10 protein-coding genes are annotated in these 13501 nt (G+C 39.9%); 2 read left to right on the top strand and 8 right to left on the bottom strand.

Translation table 11 applies throughout. The features are described from left to right. The first annotated feature begins 162 nt into the window (after window positions 1-162). Window positions 163-1125, top strand: coding sequence for a YaaC family protein (locus DX933_RS01775; protein ID WP_223805842.1), 963 nt, complete (start codon window positions 163-165; stop codon window positions 1123-1125). Here DX933_RS01775 and DX933_RS01770 read toward each other — a convergent pair. From DX933_RS01770 to dnaA, 8 genes are all read right to left on the bottom strand, one after another. Continuing rightward, the gene (locus tag DX933_RS01770) at window positions 1122-2216 is read right to left on the bottom strand and encodes an HD-GYP domain-containing protein (protein WP_123314763.1); all 1095 of its coding nucleotides are present in this window, start codon (window positions 2214-2216) and stop codon (window positions 1122-1124) included. The genes DX933_RS01775 and DX933_RS01770 overlap by 4 nt on opposite strands. Before the next feature lie 104 nt (window positions 2217-2320). Then, the gene (gyrA, locus tag DX933_RS01765; protein WP_123314762.1) at window positions 2321-4843 is read right to left on the bottom strand and encodes a DNA gyrase subunit A; all 2523 of its coding nucleotides are present in this window, start codon (window positions 4841-4843) and stop codon (window positions 2321-2323) included. Window positions 4844-4928: 85 nt separating this feature from the next. Continuing rightward, entirely contained in the window at window positions 4929-6836 is a 1908-nt protein-coding gene (gene gyrB / locus DX933_RS01760; RefSeq protein ID WP_397315676.1) for a DNA topoisomerase (ATP-hydrolyzing) subunit B, read from the bottom strand. 42 nt (window positions 6837-6878) lie between these two features. Beyond that, window positions 6879-7157, bottom strand: coding sequence for an extracellular matrix regulator RemB (remB, locus tag DX933_RS01755; RefSeq protein ID WP_123314760.1), 279 nt, complete (start codon window positions 7155-7157; stop codon window positions 6879-6881). A gap of 19 nt (window positions 7158-7176) precedes the next feature. Next, window positions 7177-8289 carry a DNA replication/repair protein RecF gene (gene recF, locus DX933_RS01750; protein WP_123314759.1) on the bottom strand — a complete coding sequence of 371 codons (1113 nt, stop codon included), beginning with the start codon at window positions 8287-8289 and terminating at the stop codon, window positions 7177-7179. 105 nt (window positions 8290-8394) lie between these two features. Further along, window positions 8395-8619 (bottom strand): S4 domain-containing protein YaaA, encoded by a 225-nt coding sequence (gene yaaA / locus DX933_RS01745; protein WP_123314758.1) that lies wholly within the window; start codon window positions 8617-8619, stop codon window positions 8395-8397. A 367-nt stretch (window positions 8620-8986) separates the two neighbouring features. Further along, on the bottom strand, window positions 8987-10123 hold the full coding sequence (gene dnaN / locus DX933_RS01740; protein ID WP_123314757.1) for a DNA polymerase III subunit beta: 1137 nt from the start codon (window positions 10121-10123) through the stop codon (window positions 8987-8989). A 187-nt stretch (window positions 10124-10310) separates the two neighbouring features. Beyond that, complete coding sequence (gene dnaA / locus DX933_RS01735) at window positions 10311-11657, bottom strand: chromosomal replication initiator protein DnaA (protein WP_123314756.1); 1347 nt, start codon at window positions 11655-11657, stop codon at window positions 10311-10313. A gap of 897 nt (window positions 11658-12554) precedes the next feature. On the opposite strand from dnaA, the gene map reads away from it, so the two are divergent. Then, window positions 12555-13298, top strand: a complete 744-nt coding sequence (map, locus tag DX933_RS01730) for a type I methionyl aminopeptidase (RefSeq protein ID WP_123314755.1) — start codon at window positions 12555-12557, stop codon at window positions 13296-13298. Window positions 13299-13501: the final 203 nt, after the last annotated feature.

Here is a 13501-nt window from a genome sequence, read left to right as displayed (position 1 = left end):
TCCCATGCTGGCGGGTTATATAAATAAAGTACATTTGGTTAAACTAACTTAGAAAAATCTATTGTTAATACTTTACGTGATTCATATCGATTTTTCAATCAATTAAGCATGTAATTCAAAAGTAAATACTTTCAAAATCTTTGCATAGTTGGAAAGGTGGACATGATGCAATTAGACACCATTCAAAACCTATATCATTATCTTCATTCTCATCAAACTGCACGTCATTATTTACAAGGCTGCTATGAAAAACTTCCAAATATTGATGCCGAAGCAAAAAGCTATGAAAACTGCACTCCCTTTATGCATGAGCTTGCCCACGCACATGAATTTTATCAGCAAGCGCAAACAACCAAGCCATTGATCCAGCCGATTTTACTTTTTTATGGCATGGTCCATTTATTAAAGGCCGTCCTGCTCACAAGGCGACCATTTTATCCGGAAACAACTGCCATGCTTGCCCATGGGGTGTCTGCCAGAAAACGAAAAAAGAAATCCTATACCTTTTTACAGGATGAGGTTCGTCCACAGCTTCACGGCCTATTTCCTTATATTGCAGAACATCTTTTTTCCATGCGACAGCTATCCTTTGAAAAAATATCCATGCAAAGGCTGTTTCGGCTAGTTCCCGAACTGGCGCCATTATTTCACCTCGAAGGAAAGAAAAGTATGGTAGCTGTTGGCAACACACGCGAGAGCAGGACATTATCCTTTCCATTGCAGCTATTGGATACCTACCATCTAACAGCTAATGCATTTATACAACGGATTCAAATGCATCTGCCTGCCACAGCTTCCATCGATCAAACATCGAGTGATCTGAAGCTCTACCTAACCGAACCGCTCGTAGAAGAACAGGGAGCTTTTTTCATTCACCAGGATGGACGTATCTTTTTTCCCGTTGAACGTGATGATTATCTCCCCATTTCCGAGGTGCTCATTCATTATTTACTCCTCTACAACCTAAGCATGCTAAGTAGATATGAAGCAGAATGGTGGGGGGAATTAGTCAATACAAAGACAGATTTAGAATACCCATTAATCATTCAGTTCATGAATACAACTGCTAAAAAAATGCCGCTCCTACTTGGTAAAATGCTGTGGGAGCGACATATTGCCATTTAGTCTAATAGCTTAGCAACAGACAAATCCTTTTCTTTTGTCAAAGTAACCAATTCCTGTTCACCAGTAACCCGAACAATTGGCAACGCTGGCTGTTTTTCATTGAAATACACAATTTCCGCCTCACGCTGATCTGATAACACTACATGTTTACCAACTAAATGATTGGTCAAGGCTTTGATAATGACTTGTACCTTATCTGCTTCAAATTTGGAATATTGGTCTTTCACCAGTTCCTCCATTACGGTAAAAACAGATTGTCCTTTTTTATATGGTCTATCACTGACCATGGCTAAATAGCTATCTGCAACCGCTAGAATTCGACTATAGGAATGTATTTTATGCCCAACAAGACCAAGTGGATAGCCACTGCCATCCAAGCGCTCATGATGCTGCAGAATAGCTAATTTAGCCTTATCTGTCAACGCTGGTAATGATTCAACCATTCGATAGGAATGGCTTGGATGACGCTGCAGCTGCTCCTGTTCTACAGGATGTAGGGCTTCAGACTTCGTTAACATTTTCCCATCACCCTTTGCCATTCCGGCATCCTTGAGCATGGCAGCAAGTCCAATTTGAATCCATTCCTGTTTTGGATAGCCAAGTTTATTAGCAATATAAGCGGAAAGTGCTGCTGAAGCAGTGCTATGAAAGACAATATAATTCTTCGATGTTTGATACGTATGTAAAAGATATAGTTCTGCCTCAATTTCTGATTGTCGCTCCAGCAACGGAACGATCAATTCTCGAACAGCATATAAATCGATTGGTAAATTACCTTGCCAGCTGGAAAATATTTTTTGAAAACGGGTCTCTATAGTTGCGATATGTTCAGCCAGTGGCCAATCTGCTGGATGATCCTTCTGCGTTAATGGCGTTTTTGGCTTTTTTTCCAGTACCTGTTCCGGTGAAAATTTACTGCCGGACGCAAGGGTATGTGATACCTCTACTGCATCCACTAAGAAAAACTGCAGCATAGAAATATGTTCTTCCGTTAACACAGTCTGTTTCAGAATCATCGGATGCTTTGTTTTTCCCTTCACATCATGTAAAACAATACATCCAGGCACCAATTGATTTGTAGCTACACGCATTGGAATTCCCCCCCGATGGAAAAACAGGTGACCCAATCGGAATACAGTTCCCCCTGAGCCACCTGCAAATAAATGATTAACAAATGGGTGTTAAGCCACCGATTTTATGCTTCTGAATCAGAATCTGCTTCAGATGCTGTTTCATCATTTTCTGGTATACTTTCATCCTGTTGTTGTACTTCTTCCTCTTCTTCGTCTTCATGATCAATCTTCGCAACCGTAGCAACCTCTTCGCCATCCTGTAAGCGAATCAGACGGACCCCTTGTGTATTTCTACCTGTTTGGGAAATACCTTCGACAGGAATTCGAATGAGCACGCCGGCAACGGTAATAAGCATAATATCCTCTTCACCCGTTACTGCCTTCACGGCAACGACATGACCCGTCTCTTCCGTCAGCTTACAAGTAAAGATTCCTTTACCACCACGTCTAGTGATTCGATATTGATCCTCTGGTGTCCGTTTTCCAACACCTTTATTCGTCACATGCAATACTTGCAGACCAGGATCTAGGATTTCCATGGAAACGACCTCGTCTCCCTCACGTAAGGAAATTCCGCGTACACCTGCTGCGGTTCTTCCCATTGATCTTGCTTCATCCTCTGGGAAACGAATAATATATCCAAATTTCGTTGCGATAATAATATCTTTATGGCCATCTGTCAGACGAACAGAAATTAGCTCATCCTCGTCACGTAACCCAACTGCAATCAAGCCGCCCTTACGAATGTTAGCGAATTGCGATACTTGGGTTCGTTTCGAAATACCATGCTTGGTTGTAAAGAAGAAATACGTATCGTCACGGAATTCATTGACAGAAATGACCGCATTGATCCATTCACCTTTTTCAATTTGCAGCAAATTGATAATCGGAATTCCTTTAGCAGTCCGGCTGAATTCTGGTATTTCAAAGCCGCGCAATCGGTAGACCTTTCCTTTATTGGAGAAGAAAAGAATCGTATCATGGGTGGATGTTGAAACGAGATGTTCCACAAAATCATCTTCATTTGTTCCCATCCCTTGAATACCGCGACCACCGCGACGCTGTGTCCGATACGTGTTTGACGGCAAACGCTTGATATAGCCCTGATGTGTAAGGGTAATGACAATATTCTCTTCTGGAATTAAATCCTCGTCCTCGATGAAATCCAACCCGCCACTCATAATTTCAGTACGGCGTGAATCCCCATAACGTTCTTTAATTTCCATCAGTTCTTCACGAATAATTTCAAGTACCTTTTCTTCATCTGCTAGAATAGCCTTTAATTCAGCAATTAATTTAACAAGCTCGGCATATTCTTCTTCGATTTTTTCCCGCTCTAAACCTGTCAAACGCTGTAAACGCATATCCAGAATTGCCTGTGCTTGTTTTTCAGAAAGAGAGAAACGCTCCATCAAACCATTTCTAGCAATTTCTGCCGTTTTGGAATTACGGATTAAAGCAATTACTTCATCCAGATGATCCAGTGCAATACGTAACCCTTCCAAAATATGAGCACGGGCCTCTGCACGGCGCAATTCAAATGCAGTCCGGCGTTTAATGATTTCAATCTGGTGATCTAAATAATGCTCCAGACATTGCTTAATTGTCAATACTTTAGGCTGTCCATCAACAAGTGCCAGCATATTGATACCAAAGGTTGTTTGCAATGCTGTATATTTATATAAATTATTTAACACGACATTGGCATTCACATCACGACGTAATTCCATGACAATTCGCATACCCGTACGGTCTGATTCGTCACGAAGATCAGTAATACCTTCAATACGTTTTTCCCGTACATGCTCCGCAATTCGTTCAATTAATTTCGCTTTATTCACCTGATAAGGTAACTCTGTCACGATAATAGTGGACTTGCCATTCTTTTCTTCTTCAATATCGACTTTGGCTCGAACCGTAATGGTTCCTTTTCCAGTTTCATAAGCTCGACGAATACCACTTCTTCCCAATATCTGACCAGCAGTAGGGAAATCCGGGCCATGAATGTATTCCTCCATCAACTCATCAATCGTAATCTCCGGATTCTTACTCACAGCCAATACAGCATCAATCGTTTCCCCTAAATTATGCGGTGGAATATTGGTCGCCATACCAACTGCAATTCCGGCTGCACCATTAACAAGCAAGTTCGGAAAACGGGCTGGAAACACGACCGGCTCCCGCTCCGCTCCATCATAGTTATCCTGATAATCAATCGTATCCTTGTTAATATCCCGAAGCAGCTCCATGGAAATCTTGGACATTCTTGCTTCTGTATAACGCATCGCAGCAGCGGAGTCCCCGTCAACCGATCCAAAGTTACCATGCCCATCTACGAGCATATTACGGTAACTAAAATCCTGCGCCATTCGTACCATTGCCTCATAAACGGCATAGTCACCATGTGGGTGATACTTACCAATAACTTCCCCAACAATACGGGCAGATTTCTTATATGCTTTATCCGCATGCATTCCCAAATCATTCATAGCATATAAAATCCGGCGGTGCACCGGCTTGAGTCCATCTCGGACATCCGGCAATGCACGCGATACAATAACACTCATTGCATAATCTAGGAAAGACGTGCGGATCTCATCACTAATATTAATATCTTGAACATTTTGACGTTCCTGATCGGCCATTCTGTTACCCTCCTAATAAAAACAAACAAGCACTTATAGCATTCTATTTCCAATCAATCTGATAAGACATTTATGCGTAAATGGTTTACACGTCTAGATTCTTAACATACTGGGCGTTTTCTTCGATAAAGTTCCGGCGTGGCTCTACTTTGTCACCCATCAATACATCAAAAATTTGGTCTGCCTCCATCGCATCTACAAGATCTACGCGCAGGAGCGTACGGGATTCCGGCGCCATCGTCGTTTCCCATAGTTGGGTTGCATCCATCTCACCGAGACCTTTATAGCGTTGAAGTCCTGGCTTCGGAGCCTTTGGAATCTCTGCTAAAATCCGGTCTAAATCCTTATCATCATACGCATAATAAGCTGCCTTTCCTTGCTGAACCTTATAAAGTGGCGGCTGGGCAATATAGACGTAGCCATTTTCAACCAATGGCCGCATAAAACGATAGAAGAACGTTAATAACAAGGTTCTAATATGCGCACCATCTACGTCCGCATCCGTCATAATCACGATTTTATGGTAGCGAGCTTTCGTAATATCAAAATCATCTGCAATCCCTGTACCTAATGCTGTAATAATCGTGCGAATTTCGTTATTCGATAAAATCTTGTCCAAACGCGCTTTTTCTACGTTTAAGATTTTACCTCTTAATGGTAGAATAGCCTGAAAATGTCGGTCACGACCCTGCTTGGCAGAACCACCCGCAGAGTCCCCCTCCACGATATACAATTCACTAATCTCTGGATTTCTTGACGAACAATCCGCCAATTTACCCGGCAAATTAGATATTTCCAAAGCACTCTTACGGCGTGTTAAATCACGTGCTTTTTTCGCAGCTGCACGCGCACGTGATGCCATCAGCCCTTTTTCAACGATTGTTTTTCCGATTGTCGGATTTTCAAATAAATACTTGGAAAAGGCTTCACTGAAAACAGAATCTGTTACAGCACGGACCTCACTATTACCAAGCTTTGTTTTCGTCTGTCCTTCAAATTGCGGATCCGGATGTTTAATCGAAATGATGGCAGTAATCCCTTCGCGGACATCATCTCCAGTTAAATTGGCATCCGTTTCCTTAAATAAATTACTCTTTCGTGCATAATCATTAATGACCCTTGTCAATGCCGTACGGAATCCAAATTCATGGGTTCCTCCTTCATGGGTATTAATATTATTGGCGAAGGAATAAATATTGCTGGCAAAGCCGTCATTGTATTGCAGGGCAACATCGATAATAATGTCCTGATCCTCGCCCTCAGTGAAAAATGGCTCATGCAATACTTCCTTCGAACGGTTAATATATTCAACATAAGAGCTAATTCCACCCTCATAGTGGAAGGTTAATGGCTCTTCATCTGTACGCTTATCTTCGAGTGAGATTTTTAAACCTTTATTCAAAAACGCAAGCTCACGAATACGTTTTGATAAAATTTCTGCATCGTATTCTTGGCTTTCCGTAAAGATTTCCGGATCCGGAGTGAAATGTGTTACCGTCCCGGTGACATCTGTTTCTCCAACAACTTCCAGTGGTTTAACTAGATCTCCACGTGAAAAAGCAATATGGTGTATCTTACCATCCCGATGGACGAATACTTCCAATTTCGTTGACAGGGCGTTTACAACAGATGCACCTACACCATGCAGACCACCCGATACCTTGTAACCCCCGCCGCCGAATTTACCACCGGCATGGAGCACGGTCATAATGACTTCAACTGCAGGCTTACCCGTTGCATGCTGAATATCAACTGGAATACCACGGCCATCATCCTTGACGGTAATGCTATTGTCCTTTTCAATAATGACTTGAATATGACTGCAGTAACCAGCTAATGCCTCATCAATACTGTTATCCACAATCTCCCAGACAAGATGGTGCAATCCTCTGGCACTTGTTGAACCGATATACATTCCTGGTCTTTTTCTAACCGCTTCTAAACCTTCCAGCACCTGAATCTGATCGGCATTATATGTTTCTTGATTGTTCATCTCTTCCATTGCCATTATCCCACCTACAATTCTCCTGCAGCATTACTCCAGATCAAGATCATCGGAATAATCCGCAAGTTTGCTTATTGTTGAAATCATGCTTGCCCGCTTTTTTAAAGTTGGTACAGATAGCGGACTATAGTAAATGAAATCCTCCGTAATGACGATTGATTTCGCTTTTGTCTTTGATCCTTTAAGGTTTTTTTCATTATTTATGATCCATTCTTCCATCGTAATCGAGGAAGATATGATTTGTCGGTCAATAATTGAAATGATCGTACTTGTACGAATGACATTTCCATTTCCAATATGAATAAACATGTGTTCCTCCCACATCAGCCTACAGTTCGATTTTTCCGTCCCGCACCCGGTACAGTTCGGCCTGCTTTAGCGTTTCATGATCGATACCATCTACACTCGTAGTGGAAACAAAGGTTTGAACCTTTCCTTGAATGGTGTCTAACAAGTGGGACTGTCGATAATCATCCAGTTCACTAAGTACATCATCCAATAGCAGTACGGGGTATTCACCAACCTCATTATGAATCAACTCGATTTCCGCGAGCTTGAGGGAAAGTGCAGTTGTCCGCTGCTGTCCCTGTGATCCATAGGTTTGGACGTTTTTTTGATTTACGAAAAATAGTAAATCATCGCGATGTGGTCCTACTAAAGTCGTTCCACGTTCAATTTCTTTTTCTTCCAATTCATGAAATTTCTGCAAGTACATCATTTCTATTTTCTCCGCATTGGCATCTTCTAATACCTCAATAGTAGGTGCATAGCGGATTTCCAGCTGTTCCAATCCCCTGCTAATTTCAAAATGAATGGGGATTGCCCATTTTCGCAGTAGCTCCAAAAATAAAAAACGCCGCTCTAATATCGTTGCCGCATGTTCCAATAATTGTTCTGTAAGCACATGTAGCATCGTCTTATCATCTGATCGCCTGCGTTGCAATTGTTTGAGTAAATGATTGCGTTGACGTAGAATTCGTTGATATTGTGCCAAATGATAAATATAGCGTGGTTGGATTTGTCCAAGTTCCATATCGATAAATCTTCTTCGTATTTGCGGGGGGCCTTTCACAAGTGACAGGTCCTCCGGTGCAAACATGACAACATTTAATGTACCGATATAGTCACTTAAACGCCTTTGCTCCATACGATTGAGCTTTGCCTTTTTCCCTTTGGAAGAAATAATGACTTCTAACGGAAAGCTGCGATTTCGTTTGAGCAACCTGCCTTCAATTTTGGCAAACTCTGTGTCCCATTGAATCAATTCCCTTTCCTTGGATGTTCGGTGGGACTTGGTAAAAGCCAATAGATGGATTGCTTCCATCAAATTTGTTTTTCCCTGTGCATTTTCGCCAATAATGACATTCACTTTATCCGCAAACGAAATATCAAGTGATTCATAATTCCGAAAATGTTTCAGCTGTAATTGTTCAATATGCATGTCTATTCCTCATTACAAAACAACGATGCAATCTCCTCCACTTATTCGAAAAAGGCTGCATTCGGTTCAGAAATTTTACGGACATCGGATAGATAGTGGCTGCCATTATCCGCCCTTTGCCGAAACGATATAGGATCCAACACCATCTACTGTTACGACATCTCCCGGATATAGCTTTCGGCCGCGACGATGCTCTTGCTCCTCATTAACAAGCACGCCCTGCTCCTGTAAAAAGCCTTTAACCATACCACCAGATTCCAGTATATTTGCAAGTTTAATCAATTGACCAAGCGTAATGTACGCTGTATCAATTTCTACTTTTTCATTCATGCTGCTCACCAGCTTCTTTTTTTATATTCAGAACCATTGTTATCAATTGAATGAACATCTTTGATACGACAGTTCACTTATCCATGATTTATTTAACGTAAATTATTCACTGTGCAAATTCAGCTCTTAAAAAAGCCCTTAAACCTATTTTACTAAAGTTTTGGTGTTTAGGGAAGCTTTCCCCCTTATTTATCCGAAAAGCGCTTAAATACGTCTGAAATTATCTTTAAACAGGATATTTACTTAAAAAGTGAAGTTTTTTTACATTGGTCAGAAGAAAAAATGCGTATGATTTCAATAAAAAAAATAAAACTGCCTTGCCAACAATATTTCATGCTGACAATGGCAGTTTTAATTTGAGTTACATTTAGTACGTCCGAACAGGTAGGATAAGCTGCAAGATCGCTTCTCCGTTTTCCGGACGAATAATGAATGGGCGCATAGCACCAGTAAATTCAATTCGAACATCTTCTGCATCAATGGCCCGAAGTGCATCAAGCATATACTTGGAATTAAAAGAGATTTTTAATTCTTCCCCATCAATGGCATGCACATTCAAATCCTCTGTTACTTGACCAATTTCAGGTGAGTTACTTGTAATTTCCAACAGCTCGCCACCTTTTGTTGCCAGGCGTACAATATTTCCACTTTCCTCCCGAGCCAATAAAGATGCACGGTCGATGGTGTGAATTAAATTTTTTGTATGAGCTTTAATCGTTGTTTTGCTTTGTTCTGGAATCAATCTGGAAGTTTCCGGATACGTTCCATCCAATAATCTGGATAGAAAATTTAAATGCTTCGTACGGAAAAGAATTTGATTATTGGTTACACTGATTTCTACCGTTTCTTCATTGTCATTTAAAATTTTATTCAGCTCATTTAAGCTCTTTCCAGGAACAACAATATTAGAAAAGCTTAAGCTTGTACTAGAAATCGGCAGTTTACGAGATGCAAGTCGATGGCTATCTGTTGCCGTGAAATGCAATTCGCCATTTTCCAAGCTAATATTTACCCCTGTTAGAATCGGGCGTGTTTCCATCGTGGATACAGCAAAAACAGTCTGTTTGATCATACCTTTTAGTAAATCTATTGGCATATCAAAGCTATCATCCGTATTCACCTGCGGAAGCTGTGGATATTCTTCTGCATCCAGACCATTTAAGTTATATTCCGCGTTTCCAGATCGAATCGTTACCTTTAACTGATCATCGACATGGATTTCAACTGTTTTTTCAGGAAGCTTACGAATAATATCTGGAAAGTAACGTGCCTGTAAAACAATACTTCCTTCTTCAATATCTTCCACATATACGATGCCATCTGATTCTGCTGGTATGTAAGATTCAATTGAAATATCAGAATCACTACCTGTTAATGTTATTCCATGTTGTTTTGCTACCAGTTTAATACCTGTCAAAATTGGGATTGCCGTTCTTGGAGAAACAGCCTTCATGACATCCTGTACACTTGAAATCAACGTATCCCGCTGAATAATAAATTTCATGGATGAATATCCTCCTGCCAATAGTATATTATTTATTATTTTTATAAAAAAACCAGTAATAATAATAGTAAGCGCTGTGGATTTGTGGATAACTATTATTAATGAATATATTGCAAGGTTATCAACATGTGGATAACCTGTTGATGGATGGTACAACTTATTCTCACTATTCACATGTGGATGACTTTTACAGTGATTTAAGTTCTTCCATTATTTCATCGATATCTTTGCTGAAAACAGGATCATTTTCAATCATTTTAGAGATTTTTTCATGGGCATGGATAACCGTCGTATGATCCCTTCCACCGAATTCCCCACCAATTTTAGGTAAGGAGGAATCTGTCATTTCTCTGGAAAGATACATCGCAATCTGTCTCGGGAATGCGATGGACTGTGTTCTTTTCTTAGCAAGCATATCATCGAGCTTAATATGATACTTATCACTAACAAGCTCCTGAATCGTTTGGATCGTAATTACTTTTGGCTTATTGCTTGGAATAATATCCTTTAATGCATCTGCAGCAAGGGCAGCATCAATATCCTGGTTAACAAGTGATGAATAAGCAACCACACGGATTAAGGCGCCTTCCAGCTCACGAATATTCGTGTCGATCTGGTTCGCAATATAAAGCATGACTTCATTTGGAATATCTAATCCCTCTGCTTTTGCCTTTTTACTTAAAATAGCAATCCGAGTCTCCAAATCAGGTGGCGTAATATCTGTGATCAACCCCCACTCAAAGCGTGAACGCAAGCGGTCCTCCAAGGTCGGAATTTCCTTTGGTGGTCGGTCACTCGAGATAATAATTTGCTTATTTTCATCATGCAATGCATTAAAAGTATGGAAAAATTCTTCCTGGGTCGACTCTTTCCCAGCAATAAACTGGATGTCGTCAATCAGCAGCACATCTACATTACGGTATTTATTACGAAAATTAATGGTTTTATTATCCATGATGGCATTAATAAATTCATTCGTAAATTTTTCCGATGATAGATAAACGACATTCGCATCCTTATCATGCTCTCGGACATAATGGCCAATTGCATGCATCAAATGCGTTTTTCCGAGTCCTACACCACCATAAATAAATAACGGATTATATGCCTGTGCTGGAGCTTCTGCAACAGCCAAGGAAGCCGCATGTGCAAAACGGTTACCGGATCCGATAACAAATGTGTCGAATGTATATTTCGGATTCAGCATGGTTTTCGGTGGTACTTGGTTTCCTGTAATATTTTTCATCGTTTTTGGTGCAGGCTTAATATCTTTATCTTCTTTAACAGATTCAGGAATAACAAACCTCGTAATCAACTCTGCTCCGGTCAATTCAGTTAGAACATCACCAATTAATTCAGTGTACTGTTCCTCCAACCAATCACGGGCAAACTCATTCGGTGCAGAAACCGTTAATTTATTTCCTTCCAGTGACTTTGCTTCCGTATTTTTCAACCATGTATCAAAGCTGGGTTTACTAATTTGTTCTTCAATTTTCTCTAAGGCTGCTGACCATAAATCATTTATGTTTTCCAAAATTATTTCACCCCTCTCGAAAAATGGATTGTTAAAATACGGATGAGCGTTGCTGATGAAAAAATAAACACAGCTGCCTCCGTAACATTTGTTTGCATTCATTTGGTACATACGTGAGCCGAAGCATCTTTTTATTGCTTGCACTGCTGTTTTTTGAGAAAAAAAAACCTTTTTCTATCTTTAAAATAGGAAAGTATATAAAGATGGAAAAGGATGAAAAAAACTATTTAAGTGCTTGGTACATGCTTATAAAACCCGATCTAATCTTAACGGGACAGCATTTGATCGGCTAGTTATGTAGAAAATAAAAGTCGATGATAAAATAAACCACGTTTTATTCGCCTGTGGATACTTATAAATGATTATAACGCGTTTTGAAGAATTTATCAGCAATATCCACAATCTTGTTGATAAGTTCTTAAACAGATCTGTGAAAGGATGTCCACAGGTTATCCACAGTCTGTGAATAACTATGAAATAGAAATCACTTATCAACAGACTAAAACACATTAATCGTACCAAAAAAAAGCAAAGCTTGCAACGGTAGTTTGACAGTTATCCACAATATTCAACAGCTGTAGACAAAAATTATAAACATATGTAGAATTTGTGGGCAACCTGTCGATAGATGTTGTGGATATAAAAAATAGCATAAAATATAAAAACATCTGACTGTGGATAAAAAAGATAGACAAAAATAACGCCAAAAAAATTCAAAAAAGAAAATGACGGAAAAATTATTTGCAGCTCCAAAATGAATGATAAAAATTTGATCCTGTAAATTCGAAGTCGGCAAAAATTGTCGGCTGTAAATGCGGGATAAAAAATCGGTAAAGGATAAAAAAATAGATTTAAGAAAATGCTTAAGAAAAATGGAATCAAAAGTGGGGATAAAATATGATCGCAAAAACGGAAGCAGATTGGAAAGGATTAAAAGAAATTGGGAAAATTTGTGGAGAAATTCGAGATAAATTGGTCGATTGTACAAAGCCAGGTATGTCCACAAAAGAACTGGATGAAATCGCAAAAGAAATGTTCGACAAAGCAGGAGCACAATCAGCACCAAAAGGAGAATATGATTTTCCAGGATATACATGCATTAGCGTTAATCAGGAAGTAGCACATGGCATACCGAATAAGAAACGGATCATCCAAGCAGGAGATATCGTAAATATTGATGTTTCCGGTTCAAAAAATGGATACTTTGCAGATACTGGTATTTCCTTTGTTGTCGGAGAAGGCGAAGCAATATTATATAAAATATGTGAAGTTGCGAAAGAGGCTTTTGATGCTGGTCTAAAGTTGGCAAAACCTGGCGCGAGAAAGAGTGCATTGGGAAAAGCAGTACAACAAGTAGCAAAGCAGCACGGTCTCACCGTTATCAAAGATCTCACAGGACATGGTATCGGTCGCTCCATCCATGAAGCACCAGAACATATTTTCAATTATTTCACCAAATGGGATGATGAATGGTTAACAGATGGTATGGTCATTGCCTTTGAGCCGTTTATTTCTACATATGAAGAAACCGTTTTTCAAGCGGAAGATGGATGGACGCTCTTAACCAATGAAAGTGCTGTGGCACAATATGAACATACGATTATTATAACGAAGGATGGGCCAGTGATTACGACGATATAAGCTGGGAATAATCGGGGTTGGCAATACAGAACAGATATTTAAGAAATGGTGATTGAATCGGATACCGAAATAATTGGTATGGGTGAAATGTATTCAAATTCCTACTGGATGACCTTCTCAAAAATACAAGTTGACAGATGGTAGGGTCGTTCAGTATAATTACAAGGACTGTCTACTGGATAGGATTTAATCTGGATTTTTTG

This window comes from Ornithinibacillus gellani, assembly GCF_003730295.1.
GTDB lineage: Bacteria > Bacillota > Bacilli > Bacillales > Amphibacillaceae > Ornithinibacillus_A > Ornithinibacillus_A gellani.
This window is presented reverse-complemented; position numbering and strand designations above follow the sequence as displayed.

Bases quoted from the DNA above. Each gene is read 5' to 3' on its own strand.
- DX933_RS01775 (WP_223805842.1), top strand. From the start codon at position 163: ATGATGCAATTAGACACCATTCAAAACCTATATCATTATCTTCATTCT.
- DX933_RS01770 (WP_123314763.1), bottom strand. From the start codon at position 2,216: ATGCGTGTAGCTACAAATCAATTGGTGCCTGGATGTATTGTTTTACAT.
- dnaN (WP_123314757.1), bottom strand. From the start codon at position 10,123: ATGAAATTTATTATTCAGCGGGATACGTTGATTTCAAGTGTACAGGAT.
- gyrA (WP_123314762.1), bottom strand. From the start codon at position 4,843: ATGGCCGATCAGGAACGTCAAAATGTTCAAGATATTAATATTAGTGAT.
- gyrB (WP_397315676.1), bottom strand. From the start codon at position 6,836: ATGAACAATCAAGAAACATATAATGCCGATCAGATTCAGGTGCTGGAA.
- yaaA (WP_123314758.1), bottom strand. From the start codon at position 8,619: ATGAATGAAAAAGTAGAAATTGATACAGCGTACATTACGCTTGGTCAA.
- map (WP_123314755.1), top strand. From the start codon at position 12,555: ATGATCGCAAAAACGGAAGCAGATTGGAAAGGATTAAAAGAAATTGGG.
- remB (WP_123314760.1), bottom strand. From the start codon at position 7,157: ATGTTTATTCATATTGGAAATGGAAATGTCATTCGTACAAGTACGATC.
- recF (WP_123314759.1), bottom strand. From the start codon at position 8,289: ATGCATATTGAACAATTACAGCTGAAACATTTTCGGAATTATGAATCA.